The organism is Dyella kyungheensis, from assembly GCF_049913195.1.
Taxonomy (GTDB): domain Bacteria; phylum Pseudomonadota; class Gammaproteobacteria; order Xanthomonadales; family Rhodanobacteraceae; genus Dyella; species Dyella kyungheensis.
In genome coordinates, this window is the sequence record NZ_CP183983.1 from 1,270,953 (window position 1) to 1,283,470 (window position 12,518).

Annotated in this window: 13 protein-coding genes; 6 read left to right on the forward strand and 7 right to left on the reverse strand. The window is 64.4% G+C overall.

Annotation, left to right across the window (positions count from 1 at the left end):
- Positions 1-8 precede the first annotated feature (8 nt).
- From ACN9MB_RS05455 to miaB, 5 genes are all read right to left on the reverse strand, one after another.
- Positions 9-1,280, reverse strand: coding sequence for a hypothetical protein (locus tag ACN9MB_RS05455; RefSeq protein WP_204635068.1), 1,272 nt, complete (start codon positions 1,278-1,280; stop codon positions 9-11).
- Between the two features lie 437 nt (positions 1,281-1,717).
- Positions 1,718-2,197 carry an rRNA maturation RNase YbeY gene (gene ybeY / locus ACN9MB_RS05460; RefSeq protein WP_426271044.1) on the reverse strand — a complete coding sequence of 160 codons (480 nt, stop codon included), beginning with the start codon at positions 2,195-2,197 and terminating at the stop codon, positions 1,718-1,720.
- Positions 2,194-3,177 carry a PhoH family protein gene (locus ACN9MB_RS05465; protein WP_426271045.1) on the reverse strand — a complete coding sequence of 328 codons (984 nt, stop codon included), beginning with the start codon at positions 3,175-3,177 and terminating at the stop codon, positions 2,194-2,196. Before ACN9MB_RS05465 ends, ybeY begins: the two co-directional genes overlap by 4 nt.
- A gap of 9 nt (positions 3,178-3,186) precedes the next feature.
- Entirely contained in the window at positions 3,187-3,681 is a 495-nt protein-coding gene (locus ACN9MB_RS05470; RefSeq protein ID WP_426271046.1) for a GNAT family N-acetyltransferase, read from the reverse strand.
- Positions 3,678-5,030: a tRNA (N6-isopentenyl adenosine(37)-C2)-methylthiotransferase MiaB gene (miaB, locus tag ACN9MB_RS05475; protein ID WP_204635072.1), complete on the reverse strand. Its 1,353-nt coding sequence runs from the start codon at positions 5,028-5,030 to the stop codon at positions 3,678-3,680. The genes ACN9MB_RS05470 and miaB overlap by 4 nt, the downstream gene beginning before the upstream one ends.
- A 308-nt stretch (positions 5,031-5,338) precedes the next feature.
- Between miaB and ACN9MB_RS05480 the strand changes: the two genes are divergently transcribed.
- On the forward strand, positions 5,339-6,430 hold the full coding sequence (locus ACN9MB_RS05480) for a transglycosylase SLT domain-containing protein (RefSeq protein ID WP_426271047.1): 1,092 nt from the start codon (positions 5,339-5,341) through the stop codon (positions 6,428-6,430).
- Here the strand turns inward: ACN9MB_RS05480 and ACN9MB_RS05485 are convergent.
- Positions 6,416-7,603, reverse strand: coding sequence for a S1C family serine protease (locus tag ACN9MB_RS05485; protein WP_426271048.1), 1,188 nt, complete (start codon positions 7,601-7,603; stop codon positions 6,416-6,418). The genes ACN9MB_RS05480 and ACN9MB_RS05485 overlap by 15 nt on opposite strands.
- A gap of 384 nt (positions 7,604-7,987) precedes the next feature.
- On the opposite strand from ACN9MB_RS05485, the gene petA reads away from it, so the two are divergent.
- From petA to ACN9MB_RS05510, 5 genes are all read left to right on the forward strand, one after another.
- Positions 7,988-8,593 carry a ubiquinol-cytochrome c reductase iron-sulfur subunit gene (petA, locus tag ACN9MB_RS05490; protein ID WP_204635074.1) on the forward strand — a complete coding sequence of 202 codons (606 nt, stop codon included), beginning with the start codon at positions 7,988-7,990 and terminating at the stop codon, positions 8,591-8,593.
- The gene (locus ACN9MB_RS05495; protein WP_426271049.1) at positions 8,593-9,894 is read left to right on the forward strand and encodes a cytochrome b; all 1,302 of its coding nucleotides are present in this window, start codon (positions 8,593-8,595) and stop codon (positions 9,892-9,894) included. Before petA ends, ACN9MB_RS05495 begins: the two co-directional genes overlap by 1 nt.
- Positions 9,895-9,907: 13 nt before the next feature.
- Positions 9,908-10,636, forward strand: coding sequence for a cytochrome c1 (locus ACN9MB_RS05500; RefSeq protein ID WP_426271893.1), 729 nt, complete (start codon positions 9,908-9,910; stop codon positions 10,634-10,636).
- 89 nt (positions 10,637-10,725) lie between these two features.
- Positions 10,726-11,349, forward strand: a complete 624-nt coding sequence (locus ACN9MB_RS05505; protein WP_204635076.1) for a glutathione S-transferase N-terminal domain-containing protein — start codon at positions 10,726-10,728, stop codon at positions 11,347-11,349.
- 193 nt (positions 11,350-11,542) lie between these two features.
- The gene (locus ACN9MB_RS05510; protein WP_426271894.1) at positions 11,543-11,968 is read left to right on the forward strand and encodes a ClpXP protease specificity-enhancing factor; all 426 of its coding nucleotides are present in this window, start codon (positions 11,543-11,545) and stop codon (positions 11,966-11,968) included.
- Positions 11,969-12,017: 49 nt separating this feature from the next.
- On the opposite strand, the gene ACN9MB_RS05515 is transcribed toward ACN9MB_RS05510, so the two are convergent.
- Entirely contained in the window at positions 12,018-12,425 is a 408-nt protein-coding gene (locus tag ACN9MB_RS05515; RefSeq protein ID WP_426271050.1) for a DUF3301 domain-containing protein, read from the reverse strand.
- Positions 12,426-12,518 lie beyond the last annotated feature (93 nt).

The following is a 12,518-nucleotide window of genomic DNA, read 5'->3' on the forward strand; positions in this document are numbered from 1 at the left end:
TCATGCGATCAGCGCAAGCTCGCCGTGACGCTTCGGCCCGGAGTGCACGGCGGCATGCCAGCGTTGGCGCCGTCTTGCGTATCCCACTGCGCGAGCGCATAGACCGAGCCGTCTTCGGCATAGGGGAAGGGAGCGCTGTAGCCGTTCTGCAGCGCTTCGTTCGCGGTGGGCAGAATTTGCGAGATATGCGCGTCGTGCGACCGACCCGAGGGTTCGATCTGCACGCGCAACCTCGTGCCCACGTTCAGTCGTCCAGCCATCCTGGCCGGGAATACGGCAACCACGTCGGTCTTGCTGCAATCGGAGGCGCGTACCAAGGTTGCTCCCGCCGTCACCTGGGTGCCGACGGGCGCCACGATGTCCTGCGCCGCGCCGTTGCCGAACGCCTTCACCGCGTAATCGGAGAGCGTCTGCACGCGATCCTGTTCGTGGGTGACCAGGTTGTTGAGATCGCTCATTTGCTTGTTCAGCGCATCCAGCTGGGCCTGCTCGCCGGTAATGCTGCTTTGCAGGTCGGCGCGCCGCTGCGAAAGCTGGCTCAGCTGGTCGTTGCTGCTCTGTCCCGAGGCCACATAGATGCCCCGCTGGGCGGCGGCGATGCTGGCGCCCATGCCGTCGGCGCTCTTGTCCAGCGCATCGGCTTCGTTGCGGGCGGCGTCCGCCTCGGCACGCGCTGCCGATACGGTAGCTGCACTCACCGCGCCATCGCGCTGCAAGGTCATGGCGCGCTGGTACTTGGTGTCCAGCTCCTCCAGCTTGGCCGAGGCCGCGTCCTGCTGGGCCTGCAGCGACGCATAGGTGTTCTTTAGCTGAGACACATTGGCGTTCTGGTACTGATCGTACTGATGGTTGACGTATTCGAGCATGCGCCGATCCGCCTGGATGCGATGATCGAGGTCATCCAGACGGCTCTGCAGATCGAGTCGCTGCGTCAGCAAGGTGGTCAGCGAATCGCGCGCCACGGTGTTGTTCTTGATGACGGCAATCGTCTGGCCCGGCTCGATGGACTGTCCGATCTGCGCATGCAGTTCGCTGACGGTGCCGCTGATGGGCGTGGTGATCAGCATGGCGGGAGCATTGAGCACGGCACGCGTGGCGCGGTTGGACAGCCAGGGCTCAAGCAGCGTGGAAAGCAGCAGCCACGCGATGAATCCCAACAACCCATAGCCAGCCAGGCGAGGCACGATCGCGAGCGGCGACTTGCGTGCGGGGGCCAGTTCCCGGGATGGCGCAGCAGCGGTGTGGGGAAAGCGTTCGGTGGGCAGAAGGTCGGTCTTCAAAACAGTCGCCTTTAGAAATAGACGTCGCGCAGACGCCTGCGCCCGTGCGCCGAAGCGGGGCGGAAATAGGCACATCTCGTGGAGATGGCGGCCAGTGAATTGAAGTCCGGAGGATGGGTGGCTTACGTGCCGCGACGTCGAATGACGTTCCTCGTTGATGCGATGCGTCAGTTACCGGACCCGCCAAGGAATAGTGCGTTGGCGATGAACCTCGCCTGTCTTCGTCCCGGAAAACGCTCAGGAACAGTTAGATATCAGTTCAAAAAATGAATAGGCATCGCTCGCGCAGAACGCGCGAGTGACATCAAGCTGTCGCATTGCAGCAGCGTATGAGATGAGGGGATGACAGCGATCAACAAGTTGCGCGCTGTTTTTCGCGTGCTGGTTTTGGTGTGCGTGCGCTTGTCACGCAAAAGCTTGCGAAGTGGATGGCGCCGTCAGTCGTCGCTGTCGTCGGCAGCGTACGGATCATCGATGCCAAGTCCAGCCAGAATGCGCGTTTCGAGCGCTTCCATCTGTTCGGCGTCGCGGTCATCGATGTGGTCGTATCCGATGAGGTGAAGCACGCCATGCACCGTCATATGCGCCCAGTGGTGGCGCGATGGTTTGCCTTGCTCGGCCGCTTCGCGTGCCACCACGGGTGCGCAGATCACGAGGTCGCCGATAAGCGGCAGGTTGACGCCGGGTGGAAGCTCGACCGGAAAGGACAGTACGTTGGTCGCATAGTCCTTGCCGCGGTAGTCGCGATTGAGCGTACGACCTTCCTTCGCATCGACGATGCGAATGGAGAGTTCGGCAGCCTTGCGGCGCTTCGCGCCACGAAGGGCAGCCTCGACCCAGCGACGGAAACTTGCCGCGGCCGGCACGCCTTTGCGCGACGCACCGTAGCCCACCGAAAGCGTCACGGGCGCACTCATCGCGGCGGCTCGTCCGACGCCTGCTCGAACGCTTCGTACGCGCGCACGATCTTCGCCACCAGCGGATGGCGCACCACGTCGCGCGAGGTGAAGAAAGTGAAGCTGATGCCGTCCACGCCGCGCAGCACTTCTACCGCATGGCGCAGACCCGAGCGCACGTGGCGGGGCAGGTCGACCTGGCTGACATCGCCGGTGATCACCGCCACCGAACCGAAACCGATGCGGGTCAGGAACATCTTCATCTGCTCGACCGTGGTGTTCTGCGCTTCATCGAGAATCACGTACGAGTCGTTGAGCGTGCGTCCGCGCATGTAGGCCAGCGGCGCGATCTCGATCACGTTGCGCTCGATCAGCTTGGCCACCTTTTCGAAGCCCAGCATTTCGTACAGCGCGTCGTACAGCGGGCGCAGATACGGATCGACCTTCTGCGACAGATCGCCCGGCAGAAAGCCCAGCTTTTCGCCGGCTTCCACCGCGGGCCGAACCAGCAACAGGCGTTGCACGCGATTGGCTTCCAGCGCTTCGACCGCACTGGCCACCGCGAGGTAAGTCTTGCCGGTACCGGCCGGGCCCACGCCGAAGCTGATGTCATGCGTGGTGATGGCGTGCAGGTAGCGCGCCTGATTGGGGCCGCGTCCCTTGATCACGCCACGCTTCACCCGGATGGTGACCTCCTGCGTGCCGTCGGCATCGGCGACGATTGCCTCGATGCCCGATTCGGCCAGGTGCAGGTTGATCTTCGCGCCGTTGAGCGACTCGCTTTCGGTGACGCCGTAAAGCGCGCGCAGCACTTTTTCCGCCGCACGCGATGCGGCTTCTTCGCCGATCACCTGGAACAGCGCACCGCGATGGTTGATCTCCACGCCCAGGCGCAGTTCGATCTGGCGCAGATGTTCATCGAAGGGACCGCAGAGATTGGAGAGCCGGGCGTTGTCTTCCGGCTCGAGGGAAAAATCGCGTTGATGGAGGCCGTTGGTCATCGGTATGGGTCAGAGAGGGCGGTGCATCACGTAGACATCGGTCGGGCCATGGGCGGCGTGGCGGAATGCGCCCGGCACCTGACCGACGATGCGGAAACCGTGGCGCTGCCATAAGCGCACCGCGGAGGTATTGGTAGAGACCACAAAGTTGAACTGCATCGCAGTGAAGCCTGCGTCGCGGGCCCATGCCATCGAATGTTCGCACATGGCCGAAGCCACGCCCTGTCCGCGCACGGCATGGGAAACCATATAGCCCGCGTTGGCCACATGATCGCCCAGGCCCGGTTGGTTCGGCCGGAGCATGTAGCAACCCAGCACCAGTTTCTCGCGTTCGGCGACGAAGCAGCGCGTGGGTGGCGAAGTCCACCAGTCGCGCGCCTGCTCGAAGCTCAGGTCGGGCGGATAACTGTACGTGTCGCCCGCAGCCACCACGCTGCGGAACAGCGGCCAGACCAGGCCGAACTCGTCGGCGCCGATTTCGCGGATCGAGAGGGCTGCCGTCACGAGGCCAGCGCGACGTCTTCGTCAGCCAGCTTCACGCGGCCACGCAGCGAGTTGCTCATCGCCTCGGTGATCACCACGTCCACGAACTGGCCGATCATGCGGGTGCTGCCGGGGAAGTTCACGAAACGCATGTTCTCGGTGCGGCCGGTGACTTCGTTCGCGCTCTTGCGGCTGATCTTTTCCACCAGCACGCGCTGTACCGTGCCGACCATCGCTTCGTTGATCCGGCGCGCGTTGTCGTTGAGCTTGGCCTGCAGGCGCGTGAGGCGTGCATGCTTCTCTTCCTGCGAGGTGTCGTCGGCCAGATTGGCGGCCGGCGTGCCGGGGCGCGAGGAGAAGATGAAGGAGAAGCTCTGGTCGAAGCCCACATCGTCGATCAGCTTCATGGTCTTCTCGAAGTCTTCGTCGGTCTCGCCCGGGAAACCGACGATGAAGTCCGAGGAGATGCAGATGTCCGGACGCACCGCGCGCAGCTTGCGGATCTTCTGCTTGAACTCCAGCGCCGTGTAGCCGCGCTTCATCGCGGTGAGGATGCGATCCGAGCCGGCCTGCACGGGCAGGTGCAGGAAGTTGCACAGCTGCGGCACGTTGGCGTACGCCTCGATCAGCGAGTCGGAGAACTCCAGCGGATGCGAGGTGGTGAAGCGAATGCGGCCGATGCCTTCGATCTGCGCCAGTGCGTGGATCAGTACGGCGAGGTCGGCGGTGCCGCCGTCATGCGTGGGGCCGCGATAGGCGTTGACGTTCTGTCCCAGCAGGTTCACTTCGCGCACGCCTTGTGCAGCCAGCTGAGCCACTTCCACCAGCACGTCGTCGAACGGACGGCTGATTTCCTCGCCGCGGGTGTAGGGCACCACGCAGTACGAGCAGTACTTGGAGCAGCCTTCCATGATCGAGACGAACGCGGTCGGCCCTTCGGCGCGCGGCTCGGGCAAGCGGTCGAACTTCTCGATTTCGGGGAAGCTGATGTCCACCTGCGGCTTGCCGCTGGCGCGCTGCGCCTCGATCAATTGCGGCAGGCGATGCAGCGTCTGCGGACCGAACACCAGGTCCACATAGGGCGCGCGCTTGATGATGTCCTGGCCTTCCTGCGACGCCACGCAACCGCCCACGCCGATCAGCACGGGCTTGCCGCCGGCCTTGTGTTCCTTCCAGCGGCCGAGCTGGCTGAAGACCTTTTCCTGGGCCTTTTCGCGGATCGAGCAGGTATTGATCAGGATGACGTCCGCCTCGGCTTCGTCCTGGGTCAGTTCCAGACCATGCGAGGCCTTGAGCACGTCGGCCATCTTGGCCGAGTCGTACTCGTTCATCTGGCAGCCGTGGGTCTTGATGAAAAGCTTGCCGGTCATGGGTCTGGGTACCGTGATTCTGAAGGCGGCGCGAGGTTTGCCGAACCGCGCAGTTTACGCTCCCGGCGGCGCTGTCGCCACTGGAACCCGCGTGCCGGATCAATCACTTGCGCGCTGGCGGGGGCGGAAACAGGCACTGCCGCACGATTCGGCCTGCCACCGCTTGGCGGGCGGCCTGCGCAGAGGCAAACTGCAGCCTGGCCCGGCGCTTGCAACGCATTGACCGAGAAGAAAGAACGAGGGGGAGTGATGTCGCTGCTTGACCGTGATGAGGCCGCCGCCAAGGCTGGGCGGCCCGAGGGGAGTCCGTGAGCGGGCTGCCTTCATCGCGGCTGGGCGCGACGGCGATCCGGCGGCTGCTTGGCGTGGCTGCCCTGCTCGCGGGTCTACTGTCGCTGCCGGCGCATGCCGGCGCGCTCTACCGCTGCTCCGGTTCCTCGGGCGAGGTGGTTTTCAGCAGCAGCACGGCGGGCTACCAGGGTTGCAGCCGGATTGCCGGCGCGCCCGAGCCCGTTCGCAAAAAGCCCGCGCCCGCCGCACCTTCGCTGGCCACGGTGAAGGGTTCGGCGGAAACCTCGGCCAACAAGGTCGGGCCCACGCCCGTGCCGCAACCGCCTTCGGTGGCCTGGGTCGAGGATTCGGTGGTCACCAGCGCCCGAGTCGTTCCGCCCAAGCCGGCGGGCAAGCCGGGGCAATGGAGTTACAGCGAAGCAAGTCCAGCGCGTAGTGCCTCCGTTCCGGACAAGCCCGTGGCGGACGCCGATGGCGACGGCAGCCGCGTCTTGCGCGGCGCGGTCTATCGCGTGGTGCGCAAGGACGGCAGCGTGGAATACACCAACCTGCGTCCGGCGGGCGAGCAGGGCCACGCGGTCACCATGCTCTTCAGCTACATCGCCACCTGTGTCGCCTGCAACCTGCATTCGAACATCCGCTGGGATTCGGTGACGCTCAATCTCGGCGCCTATACCGACGTGATCCAGCTGGCGAGCCAGGAGTCGGGTGTCGACGAGGCGTTCCTGCGCGCCATCATCCATGCGGAAAGCGCGTTCAACCCGCGTGCGCTTTCCATCAAGGGCGCCCAGGGCCTGATGCAGCTGATGCCGGGTACGGCCAGCGACATGGGCGTGCGCGATGCATTCGATTCCGCGCAGAACATCCGTGGTGGCGCGCGTTATCTCGGCCTGTTGCTGCGCACGTTCAACGGCAACGAGCGGCTGGCAGCGGCGGCCTACAACGCGGGCCCCGGTTCGGTGCAGCGCTACAACGGCGTGCCGCCGTTCGCCGAAACGCAAGTTTATGTGGAACGCGTCGGCACGCTGCGCAAGCGATACGGTTTGGCCATCCATCCGGGTGGCGGCCGCTCGCCGGTGGCGGCGGCGGGGCTGTCAGCTATCCAGTGAGGCCGTGGGCGTGGTCGGCGGACGCTGCGCGAGAATGATTTCGGTGTGGAACGGCGCGCCGTTGCGCAGGCCCGACACTTCCACCTTGCTGCCCGGCTTGAGCGCGGCCTCGTGCTTGCGCAGATCGGCGGGATCGACAATGTCCTGCGAGCCGATGCGCAGCAGGATGTCGTGAGGCTGGATGCCAGCCGTCGCCGCCGGACCGCCGGGATAGATATCGGTGACCTGCGCCCCACGCGCGGCGGCGGGCAGGCCACTGTCGGCGGCGACGGGCACGAAGGTGTAATCGGCGCCCATCCATCCGCGCACCACATGTCCCGTATCGATGATCTGATCGAGCACGCGCTTGGCGCTGGCCACCGGAATGGCGAAGCTGATGCCTTCCGCGTTGGCGGCCTTGCCGATCAGCAAGGTGTTGATGCCCACCAGTTCGCCGTCGGTGTTGACCAGGGCGCCACCGGAGTTGCCGAGATTGATCGCCGCATCGGTCTGCACGAAATCCTCCGGACTCGAGCTGCTCAACTGGCGGCCGATCGCGCTGACGATGCCCATGGTCACGGTCTGGTTCAGGCCCAGCGGATTGCCGATGGCCAGCACCACGTCGCCGGTGCGGGTGGGGCGATGGTCGGCGATGTGGATCACCGGCAGGTTGCCGGCGTCGATCTTCAGCACCGCCAGGTCGGTCTCCACATCCGCGCCGACCAGGGTGGCCTTGGCCACACGCCCGTCGTAGAGCAGCACCTGGATGTCGTCGGCGTTGGCGATCACATGGTTGTTGGTGAGCACGTAGCCCTGCAGCACGATCACGCCCGAACCCAGGCTTTGTTCGCGCCGCTTGTACGCCGGGCCGGCAGGGCGCCCGCCGAACAGGCGCTGCAGCACCGGGTCGGTGTACATCTGCACGGCCTGCTCGGTGACCATCTTGTTGGCGTAGATGTTTACGACCGACGGTGCAGCCTTGGCCACGGCGTCTGCGTAAGAAATTGGGCCGCTCGTGCGAGTGGGTGCGGAAGCACTGCTCACCGAATCGGTGTTGGCGGTCGGCGCAACCCCGAAACGTTCCCTCAGCCGATGGCCGACATCGGGCCATGCGAGGCTGATGACGAAGGCAGCCGCCAGCCCGAGCACCACGAAGCGGGCGATGAATGCGAGCGTGCCAGCGGCATGTTTCATGTCGTAATGCGTTTCACGGCAAGGCGTTAGAGAGGGGTGTGCGCATGTGTCGCAGGCACGGCGGTTTTATTGTACGAGTCATGCCCTGACGCTACACTAACGCGATTTTGCGGGAGCCTGATTCTACTGGCGCTTGCGAAGCGGGTCGTCCCGGGGTTGCCCCGGTGCGCTGAGGTCCCGACAACGGAAGGCCTGTAGCTCTCGCTGCATGCTCATCGTGCTGGTGCCGCGCGTGCCTGCTGTTCTCTAAGGGGGAGTCTTAGGGGGAATTTTGGTTCGCAGCATGTAGTCTCTTGCTGCCGAATTTGATCGATGCGCTTGGCAAGCACCTGTGGAACTCATTAAGTTCCGCGTCTCAATGGCATGTAAGTACCGGAGAGCCTGATGGCGAACGAAGTCGTCGATCACGGCCGCCGCCGCTTCCTCACAGCGACCACGGCAGTGGTTGGTGGTGTGGGAGTCGTAACGGCAGTCGTGCCCTTCATCAAATCGTGGGAACCCAGTGCGCGGGCAAAATCCGCTGGTGCGCCGGTCACGATCGACATCAGCAAGATCGAAGAGGGCCAGCGGGTAACCTACCCGTGGCGCGGTCTACCGGTGTTTGTAGTCAACCGCACCAAGGCGCAGCTCGACGCGTTGCCCAGCCAGGATGCCCGCCTTGTCGACGCCAAGTCCGACAGCGGTTCGGCCGAGCAGCAGCCCAAGTACGCGCAGAACGAAACCCGCTCCATCAAGCCCGAGTGGCTGGTGCTGGTGGGCCTGTGCACGCACCTGGGTTGCGTCCCCGACTTCGTGCCGGTGATGAAGCCCGAGCCGTTCGATCCGGATTGGAAGGGTGGCTTCTACTGCCCCTGCCATAAGTCACGCTATGACATGTCCGGTCGCGTCTACCAGGGCGTGCCGGCACCGAAGAACCTGCTCGTGCCGCCGTACCATTTCATGGACGACACGCACATCCAGATTGGCGTGGATCCGAAGGAGGCCGGCTGATGGCCAACGTATTCACGCGTATCGGCGATTGGGTCAATGAGCGTGCGCCGGGCCTGATGCCCACGTACCGCAAGCACATGACCGAGTACTACGCGCCAAAGAATTTCAATCTTTGGTACTACTTCGGTTCGCTCGCGCTGGTGGTGCTGGTCAACCAGATCGTCACCGGCATCTTCCTCACCATGAACTACAAGACGAGTGCGGCGGAAGCCTTCAACTCGGTCGAGTACATCATGCGTGACGTGGAGTGGGGCTGGCTGATCCGCTACATGCACTCCACCGGCGCCTCGCTGTTCTTCGTGGTGGTGTTCCTGCACATGTTCCGCGGCCTGATGTACGGCTCGTACCAGAAGCCGCGCGAACTGGTCTGGCTGCTGGGCATGCTGATCTTCCTGGCGCTGATGGCCGAAGCCTTCATGGGCTACGTGTTGCCGTGGGGCAACATGTCGTTCTGGGGCGCCAAGGTGATCATCTCGCTGTTCGGCACGATTCCGGTGATCGGCGGTTCGCTGGTCGAATGGATCATGGGCGACTACCTGCCGGCGGATGCCACGCTCAACCGCTTCTTCGCGCTGCACGTCATCGCCTTGCCGCTGGTGCTGTTGCTGCTGGTGGTGCTGCATCTGGCCGCGCTGCACGAAGTGGGTTCGAACAACCCCGATGGCGTCGACACCAAGCACGGTCCCAAGGGCAACCGCTGGGATCCGACCAAGCCGGCCGATGGCATTCCGTTCCATCCGTACTACACGGTGAAGGACCTCTTCGGCGTCGGCTTCTTCCTGGTCATCGCGGCGTTCATCATCTTCTTCGCGCCGACCTTCGGTGGCTGGTTCCTGGAGCATGACAACTTCATTGCCGCCAACAACCTGGTCACGCCGTCGCACATCAAGCCGTCGTGGTACTTCACCCCGTTCTACGCGATCCTGCGCATGATCCCGTCGTTCTTCGGCACGGCGTTCTGGGGTGTGCTCGGCATGTTCGGCGCGATCGCACTGCTGTTCGTGCTGCCGTGGATCGATGGCGGCAAGGTGCGCTCCATCCGTTATCGCGGCACCGGTTTCAAGGTGGCGCTGATGACCTTCGCGGCCTCCTTCATCGGCCTGGCCCTGGTGGGCGCGGGCGTGGTGGGCGAGTTGACCACGGAGTGGGTGCCGGCGGATGCGACCTTCTGGGAAAACGCGTTCGGTCGTGTGATGACCTTGCTCTACTTCGGTTACTTCGTGTTCCTGTGGTGCTACACGCACCTCGGCTGGGAAAAGACCAAGCCGGTTCCGGAGCGGGTGGTGTTTGACCATGACTAAGCGGCAGCCCTCGATGAAGAAAATCATTTCCACGGTTGCGCTCGCCGTTGGCTTGCTGGTCGGCACGAATGCGGCCATCGCGCAGGAAGAGGGCAAGTTGCCCGCGGCCGGCACCAACGTGCACGACCAGGCGTCGCTGCAGCGTGGTGCCAAGCTGTACTTCAACTACTGCGTGGGTTGCCACTCGCTGAAGTACGTGCGCTATTCGCGCATCGCCGAAGACCTGGGCCTGTCCGAAGACGAGGTGATGAAGAACCTCAACTTCACCGGCGCCAAGTTCGGCGACGTGGTGATCTCGCACATGCCGGAAGATTCGGCCCAGCAGTTCTTCGGCAAGGCACCGCCGGATCTCTCGCTGGAAGTGCGCGCCAAGACCGCCGACTGGGTCTACGGCTACCTCAACTCCTTCTATGTCGATCCGACCCGTCCGGTGGGCTGGAACAACACGGTGTTCCCGAATGCCTCCATGCCGTTCCCGCTGTGGGAGCTGCAGGGCATCCAGACCGCCGTGAAGAAGGAAGGCAGCGACGACGTCGAGAAGCTCGAGCTCTCCCAGCCGGGCAAGCTCACGCCGGTCCAGTACCAGCAGGCCACGCGGGACCTGACCAACTTCCTGGAGTACGCCGCCGAACCGGCCGCCCTCCAGCGCCAGCGCTACGGCATCTGGGTGTTGCTGTTCCTGGCGGGCTTCACTTTCCTGGCATATCTGCTAAAGAAGGAGTACTGGAAGGACGTCCACTAAGACGTCACCTTTCAGAGCCTACGGTACGGCGGCACGAGCCTTCAGAAGCTCGGCCGCCGTACATGGATAAGCCGATGGGGAGATCGCGCATGGTCCAAAGCGCTCGTTCGCGTACCGCACTCGCCCTTTACACCACCGCAGATGGCATCCAATGCCACCGGACGCGCCTCGTGCTCGCCGCCAAGGGCGTGAGCTACGACAGGGTGGTCGTCGACCCCGCCAAGCCGCCGGAAGACCTGCTCGACCTCAATCCTTACGGCAGCACGCCGACCCTGGTCGATCGCGACCTGACCCTCTACAACACGGCGGTCGTCTGCGAATACCTCGACGAACGCTATCCCCACCCGCCGCTGATGCCGATCGACCCGCTGTCCCGGGCACGCCTGCGCCTGGCCACGGTGCGGATCGAGCTGGACTGGCTGCCCGAGGTGGACACCATCAAGGCGGGCGGCCGCCCGGCCGACGCGGCCCGCAAGCGGTTGCGCGAGCATCTGCTGGGGGCGTTGCCGCTGTTCAAGGCGTCCCGGTTCTTCCTGAATCCGGAAATGAGCCTGACCGACTGCCTGGTGGCCCCGGTCGTCTGGCGCCTGCCCTGGCTGGGCGTGGACCTCGGCCGCGAGGGCAAGCCCATCCTGGACTACGGCGAACGCCTGTTTGCCAGCCAGGGCTATGCGCGCAGCATGACACCCGAAGAAAAGGCCATGCGGCCCTGAGGGCCGCGGAATTCCGGTCCGGCCAGAAGACCAGGCCCTCCGGCCGGGCAGACCCGGCCATGCCTTATGGCGCGGCTGCGACAACTCGCCCCGCCTTGGCATTAAACTGACACGATCCATCTGGCGCGCCCCGGGTCTCCCGAAGGGCGTGCTCTCCATAGGTTTTTGCATGACCGACGACAATCACCCGCCGATGTCCTCCAATCGCCCCTATCTACTGAGGGCGATTTACGACTGGATCACCGACAACAATCTGACCCCCTACATCCTCGTGGACGCTTCGCGGGAAGGGGTGCGGGTGCCTCCCCAGGTCATCAAGAACGGCCAGGTGGTGCTGAACCTGGCCATGCGCGCCGTGGCCAGCCTTGACCTGGGCAACGACTGGATCAGTTTCCAGGCGCGCTTCTCCGGCGTCAGCCACAACATCCATATCCCGGTGCAGGCCGTGCTGGCGCTGTACGCGCAAGAGAATGGGCAGGGCATGATGTTTCCGGCGGAAGAGGGGGGCGACCAGCCGCCGCCGTCGTCGCCCGATCCCGACGACACGCCGCCGCCGCCCGAAGGCGAGGCTGGCGAGAAGCCCAAGCGCAGCGCGCCATTCCTGCGCGTGGTGAAGTAAGCCACAGCCTTCGCGCCGACGTGGTCGGCGCGATCAGGAATGTAGGCCCTTAGTGCAGCGTGTTGTCCTTGCGCAGACGCGGGCGCAACGGCACCACGTTGTCATGCGCCGGCGGCGGCACATGTTCGGTAAGCAGGCCGGGCAGGTGGCTCTGGATGGTAGGCAGGCTCAGGCCGCTCAGCGAAGAGCCGATCAGCCACAGCTTGCCGGGTTCGCGGTCGTTGCCGTCGATGCTCACTTCGAAGGTGTAGCAGCGCTCCAGCAGCAGCTGGCCGTGCTGGCGCAGCAGGCGCAGGCCGCGCAGGCCGACGCTTTCATCCAGCAATTGCAGGCCATGCTGGCGGCATTGCAGGCGCGCCTCCTGCGTGGCCTGCTCGCGGCCACGGGCAAGCTTCAGCCACGAGCCGACAATGCCCAGCAGCAATACCAACAGGATCAGATCAGAAAGCTCGCTCATGGGGCGAGAGTGTAGGCGTCGCGTGTGGCTTGCAAGGGGCGCGGTGTGAAAGTCGCTACCGGCGCCCTCGGTCTCTCCAGCTCGTCATTCCGG